The organism is Streptomyces sp. NBC_01334 (assembly GCF_035983595.1).
Taxonomy (GTDB): Bacteria; Actinomycetota; Actinomycetes; order Streptomycetales; family Streptomycetaceae; genus Streptomyces; species Streptomyces coriariae.
Map to the genome: position 1 here is coordinate 5207968 of NZ_CP130718.1, position 22040 is coordinate 5230007.

Annotated in this window: 22 protein-coding genes; 8 read left to right on the forward strand and 14 right to left on the reverse strand. The window is 72.5% G+C overall.

The genetic code is table 11. The features are described 5' to 3' along the window. Positions 1–196 precede the first annotated feature (196 nt). The 3 genes from OG736_RS23380 (at position 197) to OG736_RS23390 (ending at position 3773) form a co-directional block, all read left to right on the forward strand. Positions 197–2620 carry a sensor histidine kinase gene (locus OG736_RS23380; protein ID WP_327184169.1) on the forward strand — a complete coding sequence of 808 codons (2424 nt, stop codon included), beginning with the start codon at positions 197–199 and terminating at the stop codon, positions 2618–2620. Beyond that, positions 2617–3300 (forward strand): response regulator, encoded by a 684-nt coding sequence (locus tag OG736_RS23385; RefSeq protein ID WP_327184170.1) that lies wholly within the window; start codon positions 2617–2619, stop codon positions 3298–3300. The genes OG736_RS23380 and OG736_RS23385 overlap by 4 nt, the downstream gene beginning before the upstream one ends. Positions 3301–3422: 122 nt before the next feature. Further along, a complete protein-coding gene (locus OG736_RS23390; protein WP_442817064.1) occupies positions 3423–3773 on the forward strand; it encodes an SCO4225 family membrane protein in 351 nt (116 codons plus the stop codon). 2 nt (positions 3774–3775) lie between these two features. On the opposite strand, the gene OG736_RS23395 is transcribed toward OG736_RS23390, so the two are convergent. The 11 genes from OG736_RS23395 to OG736_RS23445 all read right to left on the reverse strand — a co-directional run bounded on the left by OG736_RS23395 (position 3776) and on the right by OG736_RS23445 (position 13748). Beyond that, positions 3776–4120, reverse strand: a complete 345-nt coding sequence (locus OG736_RS23395) for a MerR family transcriptional regulator (RefSeq protein WP_327184171.1) — start codon at positions 4118–4120, stop codon at positions 3776–3778. 473 nt (positions 4121–4593) lie between these two features. Next, positions 4594–4905, reverse strand: coding sequence for an SCO5918 family protein (locus tag OG736_RS23400; RefSeq protein WP_327184172.1), 312 nt, complete (start codon positions 4903–4905; stop codon positions 4594–4596). Between the two features lie 6 nt (positions 4906–4911). Then, the gene (locus OG736_RS23405; protein WP_327184173.1) at positions 4912–5124 is read right to left on the reverse strand and encodes a CBS domain-containing protein; all 213 of its coding nucleotides are present in this window, start codon (positions 5122–5124) and stop codon (positions 4912–4914) included. Between the two features lie 130 nt (positions 5125–5254). After that, positions 5255–6745 (reverse strand): DEAD/DEAH box helicase, encoded by a 1491-nt coding sequence (locus OG736_RS23410; protein ID WP_327184174.1) that lies wholly within the window; start codon positions 6743–6745, stop codon positions 5255–5257. Between the two features lie 215 nt (positions 6746–6960). Continuing rightward, entirely contained in the window at positions 6961–7164 is a 204-nt protein-coding gene (locus tag OG736_RS23415; RefSeq protein WP_020133169.1) for a cold-shock protein, read from the reverse strand. A gap of 309 nt (positions 7165–7473) precedes the next feature. After that, complete coding sequence (locus tag OG736_RS23420) at positions 7474–8457, reverse strand: polysaccharide deacetylase family protein (protein WP_327184175.1); 984 nt, start codon at positions 8455–8457, stop codon at positions 7474–7476. Between the two features lie 37 nt (positions 8458–8494). After that, positions 8495–9475 (reverse strand): endo-1,4-beta-xylanase XynA, encoded by a 981-nt coding sequence (locus tag OG736_RS23425; protein ID WP_327184176.1) that lies wholly within the window; start codon positions 9473–9475, stop codon positions 8495–8497. 472 nt (positions 9476–9947) lie between these two features. Further along, positions 9948–11282, reverse strand: coding sequence for a sugar ABC transporter permease (locus tag OG736_RS23430; protein WP_327184177.1), 1335 nt, complete (start codon positions 11280–11282; stop codon positions 9948–9950). Next, entirely contained in the window at positions 11273–12052 is a 780-nt protein-coding gene (locus OG736_RS23435; protein ID WP_327184178.1) for an ATP-binding cassette domain-containing protein, read from the reverse strand. The genes OG736_RS23430 and OG736_RS23435 overlap by 10 nt, the downstream gene beginning before the upstream one ends. Positions 12053–12085: 33 nt before the next feature. Next, positions 12086–13207 carry a sugar ABC transporter substrate-binding protein gene (locus tag OG736_RS23440; protein WP_327184179.1) on the reverse strand — a complete coding sequence of 374 codons (1122 nt, stop codon included), beginning with the start codon at positions 13205–13207 and terminating at the stop codon, positions 12086–12088. A 73-nt stretch (positions 13208–13280) separates the two neighbouring features. After that, positions 13281–13748 (reverse strand): DUF5990 family protein, encoded by a 468-nt coding sequence (locus OG736_RS23445; protein ID WP_327184180.1) that lies wholly within the window; start codon positions 13746–13748, stop codon positions 13281–13283. Between the two features lie 134 nt (positions 13749–13882). Here OG736_RS23445 and OG736_RS23450 point away from each other — a divergent pair, with 134 nt between their 5' ends. Then, positions 13883–14737 (forward strand): polysaccharide deacetylase family protein, encoded by an 855-nt coding sequence (locus tag OG736_RS23450; protein ID WP_327184181.1) that lies wholly within the window; start codon positions 13883–13885, stop codon positions 14735–14737. Between the two features lie 42 nt (positions 14738–14779). Here OG736_RS23450 and OG736_RS23455 read toward each other — a convergent pair whose 3' ends face one another. Further along, on the reverse strand, positions 14780–15100 hold the full coding sequence (locus tag OG736_RS23455; RefSeq protein WP_327184182.1) for a hypothetical protein: 321 nt from the start codon (positions 15098–15100) through the stop codon (positions 14780–14782). Between the two features lie 451 nt (positions 15101–15551). Here OG736_RS23455 and OG736_RS23460 point away from each other — a divergent pair, with 451 nt between their 5' ends. Continuing rightward, positions 15552–16208, forward strand: a complete 657-nt coding sequence (locus OG736_RS23460; RefSeq protein ID WP_327184183.1) for a response regulator — start codon at positions 15552–15554, stop codon at positions 16206–16208. Here the strand turns inward: OG736_RS23460 and OG736_RS23465 are convergent. Further along, complete coding sequence (locus tag OG736_RS23465; protein WP_327184184.1) at positions 16163–16864, reverse strand: response regulator transcription factor; 702 nt, start codon at positions 16862–16864, stop codon at positions 16163–16165. The genes OG736_RS23460 and OG736_RS23465 overlap by 46 nt on opposite strands. Positions 16865–16907: 43 nt before the next feature. Next, positions 16908–18197, reverse strand: a complete 1290-nt coding sequence (locus tag OG736_RS23470) for a sensor histidine kinase (protein WP_327184185.1) — start codon at positions 18195–18197, stop codon at positions 16908–16910. 186 nt (positions 18198–18383) lie between these two features. Here OG736_RS23470 and OG736_RS23475 point away from each other — a divergent pair, with 186 nt between their 5' ends. The 3 genes from OG736_RS23475 to OG736_RS23485 are packed head-to-tail and all read left to right on the forward strand — an operon-like array spanning position 18384 to position 21874. Then, positions 18384–18596 carry a hypothetical protein gene (locus OG736_RS23475; RefSeq protein WP_054241947.1) on the forward strand — a complete coding sequence of 71 codons (213 nt, stop codon included), beginning with the start codon at positions 18384–18386 and terminating at the stop codon, positions 18594–18596. Further along, positions 18593–19336: an ABC transporter ATP-binding protein gene (locus tag OG736_RS23480; protein ID WP_327184186.1), complete on the forward strand. Its 744-nt coding sequence runs from the start codon at positions 18593–18595 to the stop codon at positions 19334–19336. Before OG736_RS23475 ends, OG736_RS23480 begins: the two co-directional genes overlap by 4 nt. 3 nt (positions 19337–19339) lie before the next feature. Then, a complete protein-coding gene (locus tag OG736_RS23485; RefSeq protein ID WP_327184187.1) occupies positions 19340–21874 on the forward strand; it encodes an FtsX-like permease family protein in 2535 nt (844 codons plus the stop codon). Positions 21875–22040: the final 166 nt, after the last annotated feature.

The following is a 22040-nucleotide window of genomic DNA, read 5'->3' on the forward strand; positions in this document are numbered from 1 at the left end:
TTCGGTGCGGAGAAGCGGTGGTCGACCGCCTTCTCGATGTGATCGAGGCTAGGCCCGGGAGCCGGGGACTGTCCTCGCGCTGCGGGACGATTGCGGTGTCGAACCGCAGGCAGAGGAACTGCAACCCAGGTAAGAGAACGAAATCCGCCTTCAGCCGGAGGGGGCCCGCTCACCTGCGGCCTAGCCTGGACCGGCCATGAATCGAACCGACGACCGGCTGCTCCCGGTCCTGCTGATCTGCGCCCAGGCCGCCGTGTGGCCGGGCGCGGAGCTGGTGCGCGGGGCCGTGCCGCCCGCGTCCGCCCTGCTCGTGGCGGCTCTGGTGGCCGGTCCGGTGACGGCCGCGCTCGCCCTGCGCCGCACCCGCCCGGTGACGGCCCTCGTCGTGATCGCCGCGGCCTGCGCGCTGGGTGCGGGGCCGCTGCCCACCGGGGCGATGGCGGTACTCGGGACCGCGGGGGTCGCGCTGGCCCTGTTCACCGTGGCGACCGAACGCGACACCTTCACCACCGTGTTGTGCGGGACGGCACTCGCCGCCTGGCAGCTGCTGCAGAACATCAGCCTGCACGGGATCGGTGACCGCGACGGACTCGACCTCGTCCTGACCGCGATGCTGTACGCGGCCGCGTGCGGCGCCGGACTGCTGGTGCGGCGGACCCGACGCGCACGCCGGGCGGCCGAACGGACCCTCAAGCGGGCCGAGGCCGAACGACACCGGCTCCCGGAGGCCGAACGACGCCGTATGGAGCGGGAGTTGCACGACGTCAGCGCCCACCATCTGACGGCCGTCGTGGTCACGGCGGGAGCGGCACTCGGACTGCGCGACCGGCGTCCCGAACTCGCCGACGAGGCACTGGAGTTCGCGGCCGAGACCGGCCGGGAGGTCACCCGGGCGCTCGGCGCGGTGCGGGCGCCGACGCCCTCCCGGGAGGAACTGCCGTCACCGGAGGAACGGTTGCGGGCCCTGGTGGAGGGGTTCCGCCGGCTGGACCAGCCGGTGGACTGCGAGATCGACGCCCTGCCGGACGGCATGGTCGCGGACGCGGCGTACGGCATCGTGCGCGAGGCGCTGACCAACGTGGCACGGCACGCACCCGGAGCGCAGACGACCGTGCGGTGCCGGTACGGCGACACCCGCACGGAGGTCGTGGTCACGAGCGCCGCACCGACGGCCGGTTCGGCGGCGCACGGGGCGGACCTGGGCGGCGGCCGCGGCCAGGGCTTCCTGCGGTCCCGGGCCCGGGAGGCGGGCGGCAGCCTGACCAGCGGCCCGACGGCGGACGGTGGCTGGGAGGTACGCGCGGTGCTGCCCGGACGGACGGCCGCCCCGACGGAACGGTCGGTGCCGCGGAACTACCGCGTGGCGCAGCTGACGGCCGCCGTCGGCCTCGTCCTCCAGCCCCTGCTTCCCGTCCTGGTCGTGCGCGCGCAGCCCACGTCGACCGGGACACAGGTGTCCGCCGGTGTGCTCTTCGCCCTGTTGGCGGCGGCGCAGACGGTCGCGCTGCTGTGGCTGCGCCGGGCGCCCCGCACCGCCCAGGGCGTTCTGCTCGGGCTGGTCCCGCTCTGGCCGGTGGCGATGGCCGCGGGCGACTACACCGGCTCGGTCGTCCTGCCCCCGGTGCTGAGCGTCCTCGCCACGTGCGCGGCGGTCGCGGCGGACGCGTCGCGTACGGCGGCGCGGGTGCCGGTCCCGGCCGCGGACGCGTCCGGTGCGGCAGCCGGCCCGCCTGCCGTGGCCCGGTCCGGGCCGGGTGGGTTCGTCGTGGCCGGTGGGCTCTTCACCGCTGGAGGGCGTCGTGGGGCGGCCCGGGTCTCGGTGCTTCCGGTGGCGGCCGTGGTCGTGCACGCGGCGGCCGCGGTGGTCGCCGTTCTGGACCGGGGGACGACGGTCCCCCTCTGGGCGGTGGTCGGGTGGGCGCTGGCCGGGGCGTCCCTGGCGGTCGGTGCGGCCCGCCGGGGCGGGACCCTGCGGGCGCGGCGCGACCTGGCCGCCCGCGGCACCCGGGACGAACGCCTCGCCGCCTGGACCGAGGAGGCCGTCCGGGACGCGTGGGCCGAACGCCGCCGGATCGCCGCCGGGCTGGAGACGACCGTGCTGGCGCGCACCGCCGACATGGTCACCGAGGCGGAGGCGGGCCGGCTCGACGTGACCGCCGAACGCGCCCGCGAGGCCCTGGCCGCCATGCGCGCCCTGCTCGACACGGTCCGGCAGGGGCGGACGGAGCCCGAACTGCGGCCACAGCCCACCCTCCAGGCGCTCGACCTGCTCGCCCGCCAGTGCCGGGCCACCGGCCGCGACGTCGAGATACGGTTGACCGACCGGGTGCCGGAGCGGCTGCCCACGGCGGTCGACCTGGCCGCCTACCATGCCGCCGAGACGGTGCTGGCGGCCGGCGGCGAGGAGCCCGCGGTGCTCGAACTCGACGCGGACGGCGGTACGTTGACCCTCACGGCCACCGGTGTGCCGCGCGCCGCCCGTCCCGCCGTACGGGAGCGGCTGGCGGCACGGGTCGCGGCGCTCGGCGGCACCCTGACCACCGGCCGGCCGGACACGGTCGGTCTCCGGCTGCCACTCGCGCCGGTTCCGCAGCAGGGCGACGAGGAGAGGGAGCGATGAGCCTCAGGGTGTTGGTCGTCGACGACCAGGGCATCGTACGGGCGGGGTTCGCCGCAGTGATCGACGCGGAGGAGGACCTGACGGTCGTCGGCGAGGCCGCCGACGGCGTCGCCGCGGTGCGTCTCGCCGAGGAGCTGGCGCCGGACGTGGTCGTCATGGACGTCCGGATGCCCGAACTGGACGGCATCGCCGCCACCCGGATCATCACCGGCCGGGAGAACGCGCCCCGGGTTCTGGTGCTGACCACCTTCGACCTCGACGCGTACGTCTTCGACGCGCTGCGCGCCGGTGCCTCGGGCTTCCTGCTCAAGGACGTGCACCCCGCCGAACTGCTGCACGGCATCCGGGTGGTGGCGGCCGGTGAGAGCGTGCTCGCCCCCTCCGCCACCCGCCGTCTCATCGGCCACTACGCGTCCGGAGCGGGCCCCGGGCAGCCGAGGGGAGGCGGCTCCCGCGAGCTGGACAGCCTGACCGCCCGCGAACGGTACGTCCTGACGCTGATCGCGACGGGACTCACCAACGCGGAGGTCGCCGAGGAGCTCGGGATCACCGTGGGCACCGTCAAGTCCCATGTGAACGCGCTGCTGCGCAAGCTGGGCCTGCGCGACCGCGTACAGGCGACGATCCTCGCGTACGACCTCGGGCTCGCCCGTCCGAACCCGCCCGGCAGTCACCTCTGACACCTCTGACGGCACTCCACCGGGCCCCGACGCCCGTCCGTCCGACGCTCGCCCGTCCGTCACCCTGACCGTTCGACGTCCCCGACCACCGCGACGATCACCGCAACCGAGGAGTCCACCCCGTGACCGCTACCGGTTCCGGCCGAACCTTCCCACGACGTCCGTTCCACCGGCTGTTGCACCGTGTGGGCCAGGCCCTCGGCGACGTCTTCGCCCTGGTCTACCTGGCGCTCTGCGCGGGCCTGCTGGTGTGGGCGATCGTGGTGACCGCCCTCGACAGCTCGGACGAGTCCATGGCAGGTGTCATCCCCCTGCTCGCCACCGCTCCGGCCTGCTTCGTGCTCATCGTGCTGCCGGACGGCATCGCGATGTTCGTCGTCGCCGTCGTGTTCGGCGCACTGGTCAACGCCACGGTCATCGGCTGGTGCGCCCGCGCCCTGCGCCGCGGCGAGCGCCCGGACCCGACGCCCTGAGCTCAGCTGGAGCTGGAGCTGTCGGACGTGTCGTTCGCGGCGCGGCGGTACTCGGCGTTGATGCGCTGAGCCTCCTCGAGCTGGTCCTCGAGGATGACGATGCGGCACGCGGCCTCGATCGGGGTGCCCTTGTCGACGAGCTCGCGGGCGCGGGCGGCGACCCGGAGCTGGTAGCGGGAGTAGCGGCGGTGCCCGCCCTCCGAGCGCAGGGGCGTGATCAGCCGGGCCTCGCCGATGGCGCGGAGGAAGCCCGGAGTGGTGCCGAGCATCTCTGCGGCCCGACCCATCGTGTACGCGGGATAGTCGTCGTCTTCCAGACGACCACCGAGCGGGGTATCTGCTGTCATTTCACCTCGTTGAGCAACGCGTCGAGGGGCCCTGGTGCCGTACGGCACCAGGGCCCCGAGGGAAATTCAACACCATCGGCCGGCTGTACTGCTGTGCCGACCTTCTGTTTTCGCTACCCGGGCCCTTCGTAGGGGCGGGGGCGCGTGGATCGCGGCTGCGTGACCGGGGACCACCTTCCAATCCATGGCCTTGCGGTACCCGGACCCGGAAGCTTCCTCGGGCCGGGCGATCCTGATGGCGTATGCGTTTCCGTCCTTCCTCTGAACCGACCAGTGCCTGGTCGTGCGTACGCAAGAAACGTTACCCAAGCCGCATGCCAATGTCTACTCTGACAAGAGTAGATTTCAGATCTCCGGGGATGCAGATCCTTCTCGCGCTCCCACAACGCCGCGAGGGCCCTGCCGACGTGTGTCGGCAGGGCCCTCGCCGTGGTTCCGGGTGCTTCCGGGGTGCTTCCGGGTTTTTCGGCCCGTCAGTCCTGCCAGGCCCCGGGCGCGCCGAGCAGCGCCGAGGCGCTCTGGAGCGGCGTCAGGACCTGTACGGGTTCGGCGGGGTGGTCGTGGCAGGTGAAGCCGAGGCGGACCATGGCCCGGACGACCTCGCCGCTGGTGAAGTCACGGCGGTCCTGGCGGGTGATGATCTCCCCCACCTGCTTGACGGGGTAGCGGCGGCGGCCGATGGTCACGGACTCACCCGTGACGGGCTCGGCCGGGACGCCCTTCATCGAGTCCATGACGCCGTCCTTGGTGAGGTCGAACGGGTACCGGGCGATGACACAGCGCATGTTGCCTCACAGAGAGAAGGAGCAGGGCCTCGAAGAGAGCCGGACCGTGGTGTCGAGCACGTCCCGCAGGCGGAGCCGGTCCGTGTACGTCGCCGCGGCGCGCAGAACGGCCAGCTGGGCGCGGGTGACCGAGCCCGTGCACTGGTCGTCGCCGTCGCAGAGGATCAGATGATCGACCTGGGCACCGGCCATGACGGACAGGGCCACCTCGACGGTCATGTCGTCACGGACCCGCGGTCCGGAATCGTCGTGATGCCGCCGCGTCCGTACCGGGTGCGTCTGGACCGATGTCACTGGTGCCTCCTGCGGAGATGGGGGAGCCTTCCGGCCGCGTGAACCGGGTCCGGCATCAGGCCGCCGGGTTGACGGCGGGCCGGTTCCGGCTCGGCCGCCCGCGGCGGCCCCGGAACGAGGAGGACCGGGCGGAGGAGGACGAAGACGAGGCAGACGAGGACGACGGGGTGCGGCGACGAGGCGTGGCCGCGACCGGCGCGGTGATGACGACCGGGACACCGGAGGGCGTCCGGGCACCGGTGACGCGGCTGAGCTCCGCCTCGCCCGAGCGGACCTGGGTGATCTGCGGGGTGATGCCGGCCGAGACCATCAGCCGGCTCATGCCGCGCCGCTGGTCGGGGGTCACCAGGGTGACGACGCTGCCGGACTCGCCGGCGCGTGCCGTGCGGCCGCCGCGGTGCAGGTAGTCCTTGGGGTCGCTCGGCGGATCCACGTTGACGACCAGGTCGAGGTTGTCGACGTGGATGCCGCGGGCCGCGACGTTGGTCGCCACCAGCACCGTGACGTGGCCGTCCTTGAACTGGGCGAGGGTCCGGGTGCGCTGCGGCTGGGACCGGCCGCCGTGCAGGGCCGCGGCGCGGACGCCGTTGTGCAGCAGGTGCTTGGTCAGCTGGTCGACCGCGTGCTTGGTGTCCAGGAACATGATCACCCGGCCGTCCCGTGCCGCGATCTCGGTGGTCGCCTGCTGCTTGTCCGTGCCGTGCACGTGGAGGACGTGGTGCTCCATCGTGGTGACGGCGCCCGCGACCGGGTCGACGGAGTGGACCACCGGGTCGACCAGGTAGCGGCGGACCAGCAGGTCCACGTTGCGGTCCAGGGTGGCCGAGAAGAGCATCCGCTGGCCGTCGGACCGCACCTGGTCGAGCAGCGCGGTGACCTGGGGCATGAAGCCCATGTCGGCCATCTGGTCGGCCTCGTCGAGGACCGTGATGTCGACGGCGTCCAGTCGGCAGGCGCCCCGGTCGATCAGGTCCTTGAGCCGGCCCGGCGTGGCCACGACGACCTCCGCGCCGTTGCGCAGCGCGCCGGCCTGCCGGCCGATCGACATCCCGCCGACCACGGTGGCCAGTCGCAGCCCCACGGAGCGGGCGTACGGCGAGAGCGCGTCGGTGACCTGCTGGGCGAGTTCGCGGGTGGGCACGAGGACCAGCGCGAGCGGCTGTCGCGGTTCGGCGCGTCGGCCCGCCGTACGGGCGAGCACCGCGAGGCCGAAGGCGAGGGTCTTGCCCGAGCCGGTGCGGCCGCGGCCGAGTACGTCGCGGCCCGCGAGCGAGTTCGGCAGGGTCGCGGCCTGGATCGGGAACGGTATGGCGACGCCCTGGTGACCCAGCGCGGCCAGCAGCCCCTCCGGCATGGCCAGCTCGGCGAACGACTCGACGGCGGGCAGCGCCGGAGTGATCGTCTTCGGCGGCGCGAACTCGCCCTGGGGCGAGATCCGTCGGCGTGCGCCGTCGTTGCCGCGGCGGGGAGCGCCGGAGCGGTCGGGCCGGGAGCGGTGATCGGCGAAGCGCTCGTTCCTGCGGGTGTGCGTGCGTGCGTAGTTCATGGGACCTTCCTTGATGCGTCGGCGCGTATCAAGGAATTCCCGCGGCACTGGTGCGGCGCTGAGAATCGCGAGAACGGGCCAAAGGCGATGGCGTCGAATCGGGTCGACGGCGAAAAATGCGCCGCGGGTTTATCCGCGTGAAAGCAGCGAGCTGGGGCCCGCACCCCAAGGTGCGGGCCCCAGCTGCGAAATTATTGTGTCCGCGTCAGCGTGGGTCAGGCGGGGACGATGTTCTCGGCCGTCGGGCCCTTCTGGCCCTGGGCGATGTCGAACGTCACCTTCTGGCCCTCCTGGAGCTCGCGGAAGCCCTGGGCGGCGATGTTCGAGTAGTGGGCGAAGACGTCGGGACCGCCGCCGTCCTGCTCGATGAAGCCGAAGCCCTTTTCAGCGTTGAACCACTTCACGGTGCCAGCAGCCATTTTGAATCTCCTTCGGGAACGGTGTCGGAATCCACCCTGTGCGGATCCCGGTCGCCGTGATGATCACCCCGTCGGAACAAACCTTCTGGAGACCACAACTGCAACTGATAAAGACAGTAGCATGCCGCGATCGACGTTGCGTGACCGATAATTACGCTCCGTCTGTCGGTCGAGAAATACTCATCGCGTGTCCCGTCCATTTCTCACTTTGCGACCACAGATAATGCCCCACCGGCATCGCCGGGCCCTGCTGTGGCGCGGCGGCCGGGGTCGCCGCGCCACGGGTGCGGTGTTACGGGGCGGCCCGGTTCAGGTCGCGGTGCAGGTGACCGTCGGCCAGGTCCAGGAGCCGTTGGTCTGGACGGTGACCCCCCAGTTGTTGCCACTGCCGTTGGGCTTGGCGGTGAGCACCTGGGTGCTGGGGTAGGTGGCGCTGATGTTCCAGGTGGCGATGATCTTCTCGGGGGAGGGGACGTTCATCGTGACGGTCCAGTTGCTGGAGCCGGTGACCGCGACGTTGAGGTTGTACCGGTCGCTCCACTGCTGTCCGGCGGACAGGGTCGCGGTGCAGCCGCCGCCACCGCCACCGCCGCCGCTGTCGTCGGGGGCCACGGCCCGCCCGGTCTGCGCGGAGATCTTGCCTGCGCACAGGCCGCGCGCGGCCAGACCCTGCGCGATGCGCGGGATCGCGGCGAGGGTGTTGGCGGGCCAGTCGTGCATGAGGATGACCTGGCCGTTGGTGAGCCGACCGGCGGCCTGCACGATCGCGTCGGTGCTCGCGTTGTTCCAGTCCTGCGAGTCGACGTCCCAGATGATCTCGGTCAGTCCGTACTTGGCCTCGACCGCCTTCAGGGTCGCGTTGGTCTCGCCGTACGGCGGGCGGAACAGCACCGGGGTGCCGCCGCCCGCTCCGGAGACGGCCGTTTGGGTCCGGGAGATCTCCGAGTCGATCTGCGACTGGCCGAGCTGGGTCAGATGCGGGTGGGTGTAGCTGTGGTTGCCGACCCACATGCCGGCGTTCACCTGGGCCCGGACCAGGGACGGGTTGGCGGCGGCGTACTGGCCCTGGTTGAACATCGTGGCCCGCAGCCCGTTCTGGGTGAGGGCGTTGAGCAGGGACGTCGTGGTGCCGCCCGGGCCGTCGTCGAAGGTGAGCCCGACGTACCCGTTGCAGGTGGCGGCCTGCGCCGGGGCGGCGGCGGCCTGGACGGTGAGGGTGCACGCGGCGGCCGTCGCGACGACGACCAGCCTCGTGACCAGGGCGCGTAAGGAGAGAAGTGGTCTGGTGCTCATTCGGAGTGGTCCTCCAGCCTGGTGCGCGGTGTGGGGGTCAGCTCGCGGTGCAGGAGACCGTCGGCCAGGTCCAGTTGCCGTTGGGCTGGATGGTGACGCCGAAGTTGTTGCCGCTGCCGTTGGGTTTGGCGGTCAGCACCTGGGCGCTGGGGTAACCGGCGCTGATGTTCCAGGTGGAGAGGACCTTCGCCGGGGAGGGGACGTTCATCGTGACGGTCCAGTTGCTGGAGCCGGTGACCGCCACGTTGAGGTTGTACCGGTCGCTCCACTGCTGGCCCGCGGACAGGGTCGCGCTGCAGCCGCCGGTGCCGCCACCGCCACCGCCGCCGCCCGAACCGGTGCCGTCCACCGTGATGTTGGAGTTGCCGCTGCTCTGGTATCCCTCGGTGGCGAGGATCATGTAGTAGTTGAAGCTGCCCAGGGTCATTCCGGCGCGGGCCCAGGCGTCGAAGTGGTTGCCGGTGGTGATGGTGCCGCCCGTCCGCTTCGACTGGCGGACGCTCCAGTACTGGTCGAAGGTCTTGGTGCCCTCGACGGACGGGGCGTTGTACCGCGTCGTCTTGTAGATGTCGTAGGTGCCGCCGTCGCTGGTGACGGTGCCCATGTGCGTGCCCGTGGGCCGGTAGGTGCCCCAGTTGTCGACGATGTAGTACTCCACGAGCGGGTTGGACGTCCACCCGTAGAGGGCCAGGTAGGCGTTGCCGGACGGGTTGAAGGTGCCCGAGTAGGTGACGCTCCGGCGTCCACCGTTGCTCCAGCCCTTGCCGGCGACGAAGTTCCCGGTGTTGCTCCACGAGGTGCTGTAGTTGCCGCCGGAGCCCAGGTTCATGGAGACCGTGCCCTGCGAGTCGGTCCAGAACGAGTAGTAGTACCCGTTGTTGGTGCCGGTCTGGTTCGTGGTGACGACCGTGTCGGCGTGCGCGGTGCCGGGCAGGGTGAGCGCGGCCACGGCGACCAGCAGCAGGGTGCAGACACCGCTGATGAGCAGCCTGAGTCGCTGTGCGGGTGCGGTTTTCATGTGTGTGCTTCCTCCTCGTCCTCATACGGCCGATGACGGCGCCAGTGTTGGCCGGGGCACGACAACTGTCAATACTTTCGGTTTTCACTTCGAAACATTCGGAGCGGGTAGGCGGTATGCATGGAACCATTTCCCCTGCTCAGTCGCTTTACTGACTTGAATTCATCGATTCGCCGGAGCAAGATCGGAAAAGCAAGATCAAGTGATGTCCCGTCAGTTCTTCGAATGTTTCGAAACTTCACCGATCTTTCCAGGCTCTCCTGATGCCCGGAAGGGAAGCGGTCGGAGGCCGGGCGGAGGCTGGGCTCGCCCCTGTGCTCGAGGCGACGACGGCATCACTGTCATCACCGGCGACGGTGCGCGAGCCGTCGTGACGCGGTGGAGAGCGCGGGGCGGCGTGCTGCGGGGCGGGGTTCTCACCGTCGCCCTCGCGCCGGTGATGTTCGCTCACCGGCACCTCCCCGGACCGCTCTCAGACCCGTCCGCGCGACTCCGCCGAGCGCCGCGTCAGTGAGTCGAAGACCACCGCGGTGAACAGCACCCCACCCGTGATCATGAACTGGACCGGGGGCTCGACCCCCAGCAGCGCCATGCCCGAGCCGATCGACTGGATGATGAGCACCCCCAGCAGCGCGGACCAGGTCGAGCCGCGTCCGCCGAACAGGCTGGTGCCGCCGATGACGGCCGCGGCGATGGCGTTGATCAGCAGCACGCCGGAGCCGGAGATCTGGCTCGCCGAGGTGAGCCGCGACGCGATGAACAGGCCGCCGACCGCGGCCAGGGTCCCCGACACCATGAACACCGAGATCCGCACGCGCGCCACGTCGACGCCGGACCGCCGGGCCGCCTCCACCCCGCCGCCCAGCGCGAGGACCTGCCGGCCGTAGGGCGTGCGGCGCAGCAGGAGGTCCGAGGCGACGATCACCGCCAGGAAGATCAGCAGCGCCAGCGGCAGCCCCTCGAACCGGCCCAGCACGTAGACGACGGAGAACGAGACCAGCGCGAGCAGGGCCGTACGCGCCCAGATCTCGCCCGTCGGCCGGCACGGCATCCCGGCGGCGGCGCGACGCCCGCGGTCGTGGAGGGAGACGAGGAGGTACGCGGCCGTGCAGAGCGCCGCCAGACCGTAGGCGGCGACGGCGGAGTCGAAGTAGCGGCTGGTCAGCGTCGCGACCAGTCCGTCCTCGCTGAAGTTGATGGAGCTGTCGGGACCCAGCAGGTAGAGCATCACGCCGTTCCAGACCAGCAGACCGGCGAGGGTCACGACGAACGCGGGTACGCCGATCCTGGCGAAGGAGAACCCGTGGACGGCCCCGGCGGCCGTGCCGCACAGCACCGCGACGAGCACGGCGAGCCACTCCGGCATCCCGAGACTCACGTTCAGTGACGCGAACACGGCGCCCGCCAGACCGGCGAGCGAGCCCACCGCCAGGTCGATCTCGCCGATCAGCAGGACGAAGACGATGCCGACGGCGACCATGCCGGTCCCGACGATGTCCACGCTGAGGACGGACAGGTTGCGCGGCGAGAGGAAGTTGTCGTTGAAGGCCTGGAAGACGATCCAGGTCACGGCGAGAGCGAGCAGGACCGGGACGGGACCGAGCCCGCCTTCCCGCAGCCTGTGGCGCATCGCGTCGGTGGGGGCGCCGAGACGTCCGGCAGCCCCTCCGAGGAGTCCGGCGTACGCCCCGAGACGTCCGGCGTGGCCCCGGTGGCCGTCGTCCTCCCGGTCGGCGGCGGGCGTGGCATCGATGGCGGGCGTGGCATCGGTGGTGCGGGTCCGGTTCCTCCTCCCCCTCAGGGCCATGCTTCCTCCGGGCGGGTCGTGCGGTGCGCCACGGCGTTGTCCGACGCGCCGGTGATGGAGGAGATGATCTGTTCCTGGGAGGTGGTGGTCACGTCGAAGAAGCCGTTGTTGCGGCCGAGGCGCAGGACGGCGACCCGGTCGGCGACGGCCTTGATGTCCCCCATGTTGTGGCTGATGAGCAGCACCCCGAGGCCCTGGTCGCGCAGCTCCTCGATGAGGTCGAGGAGCTGGCTGGTCTGCTCGATGCCCAGGGAGGCGGTGGGCTCGTCGAGCAGGACGAGCCGGGGCTCGCCGAGGAACGAGCGGGTGATCGCGACGACCTGCCGCTGGCCGCCGGACAGCGTGGCGAGCGGCACGCGCACGTCGGGGATGCGGATGGACAGGGTCTTGAGCAGCTCACGGGTGCGGCGCTCCATCTCCACCTCGTCGAGGATGCCGAACCGGTGGATCTCCCGGCCGAGGAAGAGGTTGGCGACGACATCGAGATTGCCGCACATCGCGAGGTCCTGGTAGACGGTCGCGATCCCCAGCACCTGGGCGTCCTGGGGACGCCTGATCTGGACGGCACTGCCCTGCCACTCGATGACGCCCCGGTCCGCGGGGCCGACTCCCGAGATCACCTTGACCAGGGTGGACTTACCGGCGGCGTTGTCGCCCATCAGGGCGACCACCTCCCCGGCCCTGATCTCCAGCTCGACGTCCTCCAGCGCCTGGACGGCGGCGAACCGCTTGGAGACACCGCGCAACGCCAGCAGGGGCTGAGCCGCCACGGGGTCACCTCCTTCCGCTTCGGGGAAGACGCGTCAAGTGAGTCCGGCCTTGTCGCAGGCGGACCTGAGCTCGGGGGTACAGATCTGGTCGATGGTGTACATACCGTCCTTGACCACAGTGTCCTTGATGTTGCCGACGGTCACCGGGACCGACGGGAGCAGGACCGCCGGGATGTCCTCGGTGGTGGCGTTGTCGACGGTGCCCGAGGCGAGGGGGTCCACCGACTCGCCGCGCCCCAGGGCGACGGCCATCTTCGCGGCGGCGCCGGCCGCTGGCTCGAACGGCTTGTAGACGGTCATGTACTGGTCGCCCCGGACGATCCGCCGCACGGCCGCGAGATCGGCGTCCTGGCCGGTGATCGGAGGCAGCGGTCTGACCTCGGCGGCGTTGAGAGCGGCGACCACGGCACCGGCGAGGCTGTCGTTGGCGGCCAGAACGCCGTCGATCTCGCCCGCGCCCAGGGCTGCGATGGCGTTGGTCATGTTCACGAAGGCGTTCTCCGGGCGCCAGCCGACGGTGTCGTACGACTTGCCGATCTCGACCTCGCCCTCGAGGACGGAGAGCGCGCCCCGCTTGAACCAGCCGGCGTTGGGGTCGGTCGTGGCGCCGTTCATCATGACGATCTGTTCGCCGCGCGCCTCGGCGTCCATGGCGTTCAGGAGGGCCTCGCCCTGGAGCCTGCCGACCGTCGCGCCGTCGAAGGTGACGTAACCGGAGATCGGGCCCTGGGCGAGCCGGTCGTAGGCGACGACCGGGATGTCGGCCCGGTGTGCGGCCTCGACCGACGGGCGCAGCAGCTGGGGGTCGACGGCGGCGAGGATCAGGACGTCGACCTGTCGGGTGATCATGGACTCGATCTGCTGCCGCTGGACGGCCGGGTCGGACGTGGCGGCGACGGTCGGCGCCGGGCAGTCCGGGCAGAGCCGCTTCAGCTGCTGCACGAGCAGGGGTCTGTCGAACTGTCCGAAGCGCGAGGCCCCGCCCCCCGGGAGCAGCACCCCGACGGCGAGACCGCCGTCGCCGTCCCCGTCACCGTCTCCGTCGCTTCCGCCGCAGGCCCCGACGAGGGCCAGACCGGCGGCGACCGCGACCGCCACGGACGCGCGGGTGAGGGACCTGCGTTTCACGGCCCGAAGGCCGGCACCGAGACCCATCTTCGGTTCCTTAGGACATTTGTCCGCCATTGCCCCGCAATAGGCGCTTAACGCCAAGCGTAGCGACGCCGCTCTACTCGGCGCGTTCGGCGGTCCAGGTGATGTGCGGGGGCTCGACGCGGGCGCAGAGGGGGCCGCCCTGCCCGTCGGTCAGGCCGAGGCGTCCGACCAGCAGTCCGTCCTGTGCGGCGGCGGCGAGCACGTCGGCGGGGACGGCGTCGAGCATGAGCTTGGCGCGGCGGAACATCGTGAAGACGTCCGCCTCGTCGACCGTGCCCCACGACAGGTAGACGAACCGCCGGCCCAGCCGGTCCTGGACGTAGGGCCCTGTGACCTCGGTGCCGGTCGGCGAGGCGCTGGCGGTGCACTCCAGGGTCCAGGTCGCGGACGGCGCGTCGCCCGGCTGCGGCTCGAGCAGTTCGGCCGGACGGTCGCGACGCTGCACGGCGACGTGCAGGTTGCCGTACGCGGGGACCCTGCCGTCGGCGGAGGCCGGTCGGGTGAGGCCGGGCAGGTCGACGGCTTCGATGCGGATACGCATGCCGGCCATCATCCCGCGTCCGTCCGCACCGGGGAGACGCGGCACCCGGTCCGCTCCGGGGCGGAACCTCGGACGTCCGTTCGACATCAAGCAGTGGACGGGGCGAGGCGTACGGACGACATGGGGTGCACACGATGGACAGGCGGATCAGAGGGGCGGCGCTGGCCTGCCTCCTTCTCGCGACGAGCGTCGCGACGGGCTGCGCGGCCGAGACCCCGGCGGAGTCCCGCCGTTCCGCCGAGCCGTCCCGCTCCGCACCGCCCGCCCAGGCGCCCGGCGGCGAGGCGGGCGCGCGTGCGGGCGTCGAGGCCGCGTACGCCAAGTGGGGCATCGAGCCGCTGGCCGCACCGCCCGCCCCGCCCGAGGCCAAGCCCGTCGGGTTGTCGGCCGCCGGTGGCCCGGTGCCGGTGATCAGTGAGATACCCACCCAGGAGAAGATCGTCTTTCTCACCTTCGACGACGGGGCGGAGAAGGACCCGGAGTTCGTGACGATGATGCGGGAGCTGAAGATCCCCTTCACGATGTTCCTGACGGACTCCGCCATCCGCGCCGACTACGGCTATTTCGGCAAGCTCCAGGCCCTCGGCGACGGCGTCCAGAACCACACGCTGAACCACCCGAACCTCCGCACCCTGGGCGCGGCCGCGCAGAAGCAGGAGATCTGCGGCCAGCAGACCAAGCTGAAGGATCGATACGGCACCATGCCGCGGCTGTTCCGGCCGCCCTACGGCAACTGGAACGAGGACACCCGGGCCGCCGCCGCGTCCTGCGGTGTCGAGGCGATCGTCCTGTGGCGCGAGTCCATGCAGATCAAGAACATGCAGTACCAGCGCGGCGACAAGAAGCTCCACCCGGGCGACATAGTGCTGGCCCACTTCCGCGGGCCGTCCGAGCTCAAGGGCACGACCATGACCGAGATGACCGCCAACCTGCTGCGGCACATCCAGGAACAGGGCTACACGGTCGCCCGCCTCGAGGACTACCTCTAGGACCCTGGCGCCGGTCCGGCCCGCCGCGGTGCGCGATCCCGCTCAGGCCGTCGCACGAGAGGACGGGGGGCCGTCGACGGTGCGGTCGGCCTCGGTGCGCCCGCGACCGTCCCCGCCGACGAAGAAGCTCAACGCGGCCGTGAGGGTGCCGGTGACGGCGAGCCGCACGACCCACGGGGCGACACCGCTGTCCCCGACGGTCGAGCTGAAGCAGTACGTGCCGAGCAGGGCGTGGCTCAGGGGCAGGGAGCCCGCGCCGGTCAGCAGGTAGACCCACAGCGGGGGTTCGTTGGAGGCGGTGAGGACCGAGGCCGCGACGATCACGACCACGCTGAGCACGACGGTGAGCGAGGTGATGTCCATGGCCTTCAGCCTTCCGCCGGCCGGAGGGCGAATCGTCGGCGCAACGGAGGAACGGAGCCTCTACCGCAGGGTAGAGACCGGCCCGGCGCCGTGACGGGCCCGGCGCCCCGACCGCGCCGCGGACCCCGCGTGGGCGCCCGCCACCGCGACGACACGGAACCGGGCGCGTGCGGGACCGCTCGCCGCCGGGCGGCCGGTGCGGCTGTGGCCCGGGGGCCCACGGACGGACAGCCGGCCCCCGGGTCTCCGGGGGGGCGGTGGGGACGGCCGGACGGGGTGGCCACCGAGGCCCGCGCGGCGCTCGCCGCCCGGTGTCCCGCGGGCCCGGGCAGCCGCCGGGGGAGGTTTCTGTCGCCTTCGAACAGGCCGGTACGGTGAGGGCGTTGCTGCCGATCCCGGCCGGACGGGGTCCGGCCCCGGTCCAGGAGGTGTCCCCGTCGCCACACGCGTGATGGTCGTCGACGACCAGGCAGTGGTCCGTGCCGGCTTCGCCGCCATCGTCGACGCCGAACCCGACATGACCGTGGTCGGCGAGGCCGGGGACGGCGCGAGCGCCGTGGAACTCGCCGGCCGCGAGGCACCCGACCTGGTCCTGATGGACATCCGGATGCCCGGCATGGACGGCCTGACCGCCACCCGTCTCATCACCGCGCCGGAGTCGGGACCCCGCGTCCTGGTGCTCACCACCTTCGACCTCGACGCCCATGTGTACGAGGCGCTGCGCGCCGGCGCCTCGGGCTTCCTGCTCAAGGACGCCCAGCCCGAGGAACTCCTGACCGCGCTGCGTGTCGTCGCGTCCGGCGACGGGATCCTCGCCCCGGCCGTCACCCGCCGCCTGATCGACACCTTCGCCCAGGGCGCGCCCCCGCCGCCCGTCGTCACCGGCGCCCTCGGCGGGCTCACCCCACGCGAACGGGAAGTGCTGCTGCACATCGCCTCGGGCCTGGCCAACGCGGAGATCGCGGCCGTCCTGGGCGTCACCACCGGAACGGTCAAGACCCACGTCAACGCCCTGCTCACCAAGCTGGGGCTACGGGACCGGGTGCAGGCGACCATCCTGGCCTACGAGAGCGGGCTGATCCGTCCCCGTGGCGTGCCGGCCGACTGACCGCCCGCGCCGACCGCCTCCAGATACCGCAGGACGGCCGCGACCCGCCGGTCCACCTGGTCCGTCGGGGCCAGGTCGAGCTTGGCGAAGATGCTGCGGATGTGTTTGTGGACGGCGCCGTCCGTGACGACGAGCCGTTCGGCGACGGCCGAGTTGCCCAGTCCTTCGGCCATCAGGGCGAGCACGTCCCGCTCGCGGGGGCTGAGCCGCTCCAGCCGGGTGTCCTGGCGCGAGCGGGTGAACAGCTGGGCGACGACCTCGGGGTCGATGGCGGTGCCGCCCGCCGCGACCCGCCGCAGCGCGTCCAGGAACTCCTCCACCCGGCCGACCCGCTCCTTGAGCAGATAGCCGAGCCCCTGCACACCGCCGCCGAGCAGTTCGGTGGCGAAGCTCTGCTCGACGTACGCGGACAGCACGAGCACGGCCAGGCCGGGCCGCCTGCGCCGGGCCTCGACCGCCGCGACGATCCCCTCGTCGGTGTGGGTCGGCGGCATCCGGACGTCGAGGATGGCGACGTCCGGCTCGTGCGCGTCGATGGCGTCCAGCGCCTCGTCGGCCGTACCGGCGGTGGCCACCACGTCGAGGGACTCGGCGCGCAGCAGCAGGGCGAGCCCCTCGCGCAGCAACGGGTCGTCCTCGGCGATCACGATCCGCATCTCAGGCTCCACAACTCATGCTCCACAACTCACGATTCACGGCTCACGATCCACAGGGCAGGTCCGCTTCCAGGACGGTCGGGCCGCCGGGCGGGCTGGCCAGCGAGAGGCTGCCGTCGTGCGCCGCGACCCGGCGGCGGATGCCGGTGAGTCCGGTCCCGCCGTCCGCTTCGGCGCCGCCCCGGCCGTCGTCCTCGACGCGGAGCAGGAGGCGGCCGCCCCGCCCCCGGGCCGTGACGACGGCGTGTCCGGCGCCGCTGTGCTTGGCGATGTTGGTCAGCGCCTCGGCGACGACGAAGTAGGCGGTCGCCTCGACGGAGGCGGCACAGCGTTCGGGCACGTCCACGTCGATCCGGCAGGGCACCGCGCAGTCCGCGGCGAGACCGGAGAGCGCGCCCGCGAGCCCCCGGTCGGCCAGCACCGGCGGCAGGATGCCGCGCGCGACCGTACGCAGTTCGGCCAGCGCCTGTTCGGCCGCGGACTGGGCGCGCTCCAGGAGCTCGTCGGCGCCGGCCGGGTCACGGCCCACCATCCGGCGGGCCGCCCCGACCAGCACGGTGACGGAGACCAGCCGGTTCTGGGCGCCGTCGTGCAGGGAGCGCTCGATCCGGCGCAGTTCGGTGGCGTGGGCGTCGAGGGCGGCGGCGCGGGTGGCGGTCAACTCCGCGACGCGCAGGGAGAGATCGGCATCGGGACCGGCCGCCAGGAGCCGCCGCCCGGGACCCGACTGGAGCCGGGCCATGCCAGGACCCAGTCCCAGGATGATGGCGATCCAGCCCACGCCCAGCAGCGCCACGGCGAGGGCGTCCGGCCAGGAGTGCGCGTTGCCCATGCCCACGGAGGTGGCGGTCGCGCCCTCGGGCATGAACGTCCAGTACAGCGGGAAGGCGGTGTCCCGCACGGCGAGGACCGGCAGCAGGACGCCGAGCAGCCCGAGCAACGTTCCCACGGTGGAATGCCGGACCAGCCAGCCCAGTTCGCGCCGGGTCGTGGGGTCGACGAGGGCGGCCCGCAGCCGCGTGGGCGGGGGCTCCGGGGCGGCGACCTCGGGACCCCGGCGGGCCAGTCGGTCGCGTTCCCGGCCGGCCAGAGCGTGCAGGGCGCGCAGGAGCACGGGCGCCATGAGCAGCCCGACTCCCACGACGCTCGTCGCGGCGGTGACGGCCAGCCACAGCAGGACGAACAGGGCGAGCAGGGCCGTGCCGAGACCGGAGGCGAGCTGGGCGATCGCCCGACCGGCGGCGCTCAGGGTCCGCAGGGCGATGTCCTTGAGGTCTTCGCCTCGGACCGCCACCGCACCTCCCGCCGCCGTCTCGCTCGTGCTTCCCGTCATGCGAACGACACTATGCCGTAAGCCAGTTCTTCGTGGCCGAGGGGCGCGGGAGTACAGCCTGCTGTACCCCGAACCGGGCGGACTGCGGGATCGGCCCGAGCGGTGCCGGTCCATAGCGTCGGTGACGACAGCGGGAACGGCACACGCCCCCGCAGGACCACCCCACCAGACCCGGGAGCAGCCCCCATGCCGAACACGACGACCCCCGATCCCGCCGACCGGCTCAGCTCCGGGGACATCGCCCGCACCCTGCTCTGGATGGTGGTGGTGGCCAGCGCGCTCGCCAACATGGCGGCCTCCTTCGGCGGCGCCGACACCTGGGTGCACCTGGCGTGCGGCGCGGTCACCGTGCTGTGCGCGGGCACCCTCGTCGTACGGAACCTGCGGGGCCGTCGATGAACGCCACCCGCACCGCCGTCGGCGCCCCCGCCATCGCCCTGACCGGCGTCAGCAAGGCCTACCCGGGCGGCGTACGGGCCCTCGACGACGTGTCGTTGACCGTGGAACGCGGGACCTTCCTCGCCGTGATGGGGCCGTCGGGTTCCGGCAAGAGCACGCTGATGCACTGTGCCGCCGGGCTCGACTCCCCGACCTCTGGCAGCGTCCGCATCGACGGCCACGAGATCGCCGGGCTGAACGAGACCCGGCGCACCGAACTGCGCCGGGAACGCGTCGGCTTCGTGTTCCAGGCGTACAACCTGATCCCCTCGCTCAGCATCGAGGACAACATCACGCTGCCGCTGCGGCTGGCGGGACGCACCCCGGACCACGACTGGCTGCGGACGCTGGTGGAACGGGTCGGACTGGGCGACCGGCTGACCCACCGCCCCGCCGAACTCTCCGGCGGTCAGCAGCAACGCGCTGCCGTGGTGCGGGCGTTGGTGGCCAGACCGGCCGTCGTGTTCGCCGACGAGCCGACCGGCGCGCTCGATCTGCGCAGCGCCCACGAGGTCCTCGACCTGCTGCGTGACCTGGTCGCCGACCTGAGCCAGACGGTGGTGATGGTCACCCACGATCCTGCCGCCGCGGCCCGCGCGCACCACGTCCTGGTGATGGCCGACGGTCGGGTGGTCGAGGCCCTCGAGGCGCCGACCGCCCCCGAACTGGCAAGCCGACTCGTCGCGTTGGGAGAGGTCTGAGTCATGTTCCGTCTCGCGATACGGATGGTCGGACACCGGATCACCGCGCTGATCGCCGTGGCCTGTGCGGTCCTCGGCGGTGCGGCACTGATCACCGCCACCGGTGTACTGGCCGAGTCCGGCCTCCGCTCCCATCTGCCCGCCGGCCGGCTCGACGGCGCCGACGTCGTGGTCGCGGCCGACCAGGAGTTCCGTCCGCCCGGTGAGCTGCCGCTCGCGCTCCCGGAGCGGCACAGGGTCCCGTCCCGCCTGGTCGGCGAGCTGGCCGGGCTGCCCGGTGTCACCGAGGCGGTCGGCGACCTCAGCTTCCCCGCGGCCCTCCTCGACGCCCGCGGACAGGTCGTACCGGTCCAGGACCCCCAGGCGGCGGGGCACGGCTGGTCCTCGACGAAGCTGGCGAAGCCGCCGGCCGGCGCGCAGCTCGACGGCGGCGCGCCGACCGGTTCCGGCGAGGTCGCCGTGGACAGCGTCACCGCCGCCGCGGCGGGGATCGAGGCGGGCGACAGCGTGCGGGTCGTCGTCGACGGCCGGCCCGCCGCCGGCTACCGCGTCGCGGCGGTCGTCGACGCGCCGGATGCGGGCATCTTCTTCGCCGACCCGACGGCCGCACGCCTGTCCGGTCACGCGGACCGCGTCGACCTGGTGGGCCTGCGCACCGAGCCCGGCGCCGAGCAGCGCGTCGCCGCCGAGGTCCGGACGAGGCTGAAGGGCACCGGTCTGGTGACCGTCACCGGAGCCGACCGGGGCGACACGGCCGCACCCGGCGCCGGCGCGTCCCGCTCGCTGCTGGTCCTCCTCGCCGGTTCGCTCTCCGGGATCGTCCTGCTGATCACCGGGTTCGTGATGGCGAGCGCGCTGGCCGTGTCGATCGCCGGACAGCGCCGCGACCTGGCGCTGATGCGGGCCGTCGGCGCGACCCCGAAGCAGATCCGCCGCCTGGCCGCCGCCCAGTCCACCGTCGTCGCGGCCGTGGCCCTGGTGCCCGGCGTGGGACTCGGCTACGTGCTGGCCGGGCAGTTCCGGCGACTGCTCGCGGACCGGGCGGTCGTGCCGTCCGAACTCCCTCTGACGTACAGCCCGTTGCCCGCCCTCGCGGCGATCCTCCTGCTGGTCCTGGCCGTCCAGGTGTCGGCCCGCTGCTCGGCCTGGCGCACCTCGCGGATGCCGGCCACCGAAGCGGTCGCGGAGTCGCGCAGCGAGCCGCGCGAGCCCTCGCGGACCCGGACGCGCGTCGGCGTGCTCGTCGTCGTCGCCGCGACCGCTCTGTCGGCGCTGCCGCTCTTCTCCCGCACGGTCGTCGGCGCGACGGCCACGTCCATCGCGGGCATCCTCGGGGCGATCGGCCTGGCGCTGGCCGGCCCGGCGCTGGTCCGGGGCGTCGGCGGCGCCGCGGCCCGTGCGACGGGGGCGGGCGCCTCCGCCCCCACCTGGCTGGCGATGGCCAACCTGCGCGCCTACGCGCTGCGCAACGCGGGGATCGTCAGCACCCTGGCCATGGCGGTCGTGTTCGTGCTGACGTACACCCTCACCCAGACCACCGTGCTGGCCGCCACCGCCGACGACACCCGCACCGCCACCCTCGCCCAGCAGCGCCTGACCGCCCCCGGCCTGGGCGGACTGCCCACCGGCACGCTCGCCGCCGTACGGAACACGGCCGGCGTACGGGCCGCGGCCCCGGTCGGCACGACCACCGTGGTGTGGCAGTACCGGCAGTTCGGCGACACGGTGAGCGAGTCGGATCCCGCGACGATCCTCACCCCGGACGCCTCCGACGTCCTCGATCTCGACGTGAGCGACGGCAGCCTGAGCCGCCTGCGCGGGGCCACCGTCGCCGTCAGCAGCGACGCCGCCCGCACCCGCTCCGCGACGGTGGGCCGCCGGGTGAGCCTGGTGCTGGGCGACGGCGCGCGGGTCGACGCCGAGGTGGTCGCCGTGTACGGCCGTGGCCTCGGCTTCGGCTCGGTGGTGCTCTCCCACGACCTGGCCGCCGGACACACCACGACGACGCTGGACCAGTCCCTCCTGATCCGTACGGACGGCTCGGCGACGGCCCGGCAGAGCCTCACGGCGCTCGCGGCGTCCCGCCCCGGCCTGGCACTCCGGTCTGCGAACCTGCCGCCCGCCGAGGGCCTGGAGGACGCCCCGCCCGAGGTGTGGATCAACCTGGCCACCATCGTGGTCCTGCTCGTCTACCTGCTGCTCAGCATCGCCAACAAGCTCGTCGCGGCCACCGCCCAGCGTCGGGTCGAGCTGGGCGCCCTCCGGCTGAACGGCACGACACCCCGGCAGATCCGGTCGATGATGCGCCGCGAGGCCGCGGTGACCGCCGCCACCGCACTCGTCACCGCGCTGCTGCTCTCCGCGCTCCCCCTCGCCCTGCTGGGCCAGGGCTTCCTCGGCCGCCCCTGGCCCGCGGGCCCCGTCTGGCTGCTGCCCGGCCTTGCGCTCACGGTCACCGTCACGGCCTTCCTCACCATCGAACTCCCCACCCGCCAGGCACTGCGCACCGCGCCGGCCGACGCCGTCCGCGTCCACTGAGCGGCGGCACCCGGCGACGGGAGGGCGGCGGCGGGCAGACGGCCGTTACTCACTTTCGGGTGACGGCCCGTCTCCCGGTGGGGTGGCGCGCCATGGCGTCCGGGCCGCCCAGGCCAACTCCCGCAAGGGGTCATCAGCTGTCGGAACGTCAACTTCAGTACTTAGT

What these genes read in the sequence shown, in the direction of transcription:
- OG736_RS23450 (WP_327184181.1), top strand. Translation starts at nt 13,883, where the DNA reads ATGGACAGGCGGATCAGAGGGGCGGCGCTGGCCTGCCTCCTTCTCGCG.
- OG736_RS23385 (WP_327184170.1), top strand. Translation starts at nt 2,617, where the DNA reads ATGAGCCTCAGGGTGTTGGTCGTCGACGACCAGGGCATCGTACGGGCG.
- OG736_RS23415 (WP_020133169.1), bottom strand. Translation starts at nt 7,164, where the DNA reads ATGGCTGCTGGCACCGTGAAGTGGTTCAACGCTGAAAAGGGCTTCGGC.
- OG736_RS23430 (WP_327184177.1), bottom strand. Translation starts at nt 11,282, where the DNA reads ATGGCCCTGAGGGGGAGGAGGAACCGGACCCGCACCACCGATGCCACG.
- OG736_RS23425 (WP_327184176.1), bottom strand. Translation starts at nt 9,475, where the DNA reads ATGAAAACCGCACCCGCACAGCGACTCAGGCTGCTCATCAGCGGTGTC.
- OG736_RS23440 (WP_327184179.1), bottom strand. Translation starts at nt 13,207, where the DNA reads ATGGGTCTCGGTGCCGGCCTTCGGGCCGTGAAACGCAGGTCCCTCACC.
- OG736_RS23455 (WP_327184182.1), bottom strand. Translation starts at nt 15,100, where the DNA reads ATGGACATCACCTCGCTCACCGTCGTGCTCAGCGTGGTCGTGATCGTC.
- OG736_RS23380 (WP_327184169.1), top strand. Translation starts at nt 197, where the DNA reads ATGAATCGAACCGACGACCGGCTGCTCCCGGTCCTGCTGATCTGCGCC.
- OG736_RS23475 (WP_054241947.1), top strand. Translation starts at nt 18,384, where the DNA reads ATGCCGAACACGACGACCCCCGATCCCGCCGACCGGCTCAGCTCCGGG.
- OG736_RS23420 (WP_327184175.1), bottom strand. Translation starts at nt 8,457, where the DNA reads ATGAGCACCAGACCACTTCTCTCCTTACGCGCCCTGGTCACGAGGCTG.
- OG736_RS23480 (WP_327184186.1), top strand. Translation starts at nt 18,593, where the DNA reads ATGAACGCCACCCGCACCGCCGTCGGCGCCCCCGCCATCGCCCTGACC.
- OG736_RS23410 (WP_327184174.1), bottom strand. Translation starts at nt 6,745, where the DNA reads ATGAACTACGCACGCACGCACACCCGCAGGAACGAGCGCTTCGCCGAT.
- OG736_RS23395 (WP_327184171.1), bottom strand. Translation starts at nt 4,120, where the DNA reads ATGACAGCAGATACCCCGCTCGGTGGTCGTCTGGAAGACGACGACTAT.
- OG736_RS23465 (WP_327184184.1), bottom strand. Translation starts at nt 16,864, where the DNA reads ATGCGGATCGTGATCGCCGAGGACGACCCGTTGCTGCGCGAGGGGCTC.
- OG736_RS23445 (WP_327184180.1), bottom strand. Translation starts at nt 13,748, where the DNA reads ATGCGTATCCGCATCGAAGCCGTCGACCTGCCCGGCCTCACCCGACCG.
- OG736_RS23470 (WP_327184185.1), bottom strand. Translation starts at nt 18,197, where the DNA reads ATGACGGGAAGCACGAGCGAGACGGCGGCGGGAGGTGCGGTGGCGGTC.
- OG736_RS23400 (WP_327184172.1), bottom strand. Translation starts at nt 4,905, where the DNA reads ATGCGCTGTGTCATCGCCCGGTACCCGTTCGACCTCACCAAGGACGGC.
- OG736_RS23485 (WP_327184187.1), top strand. Translation starts at nt 19,340, where the DNA reads ATGTTCCGTCTCGCGATACGGATGGTCGGACACCGGATCACCGCGCTG.
- OG736_RS23460 (WP_327184183.1), top strand. Translation starts at nt 15,552, where the DNA reads ATGGTCGTCGACGACCAGGCAGTGGTCCGTGCCGGCTTCGCCGCCATC.
- OG736_RS23405 (WP_327184173.1), bottom strand. Translation starts at nt 5,124, where the DNA reads ATGACCGTCGAGGTGGCCCTGTCCGTCATGGCCGGTGCCCAGGTCGAT.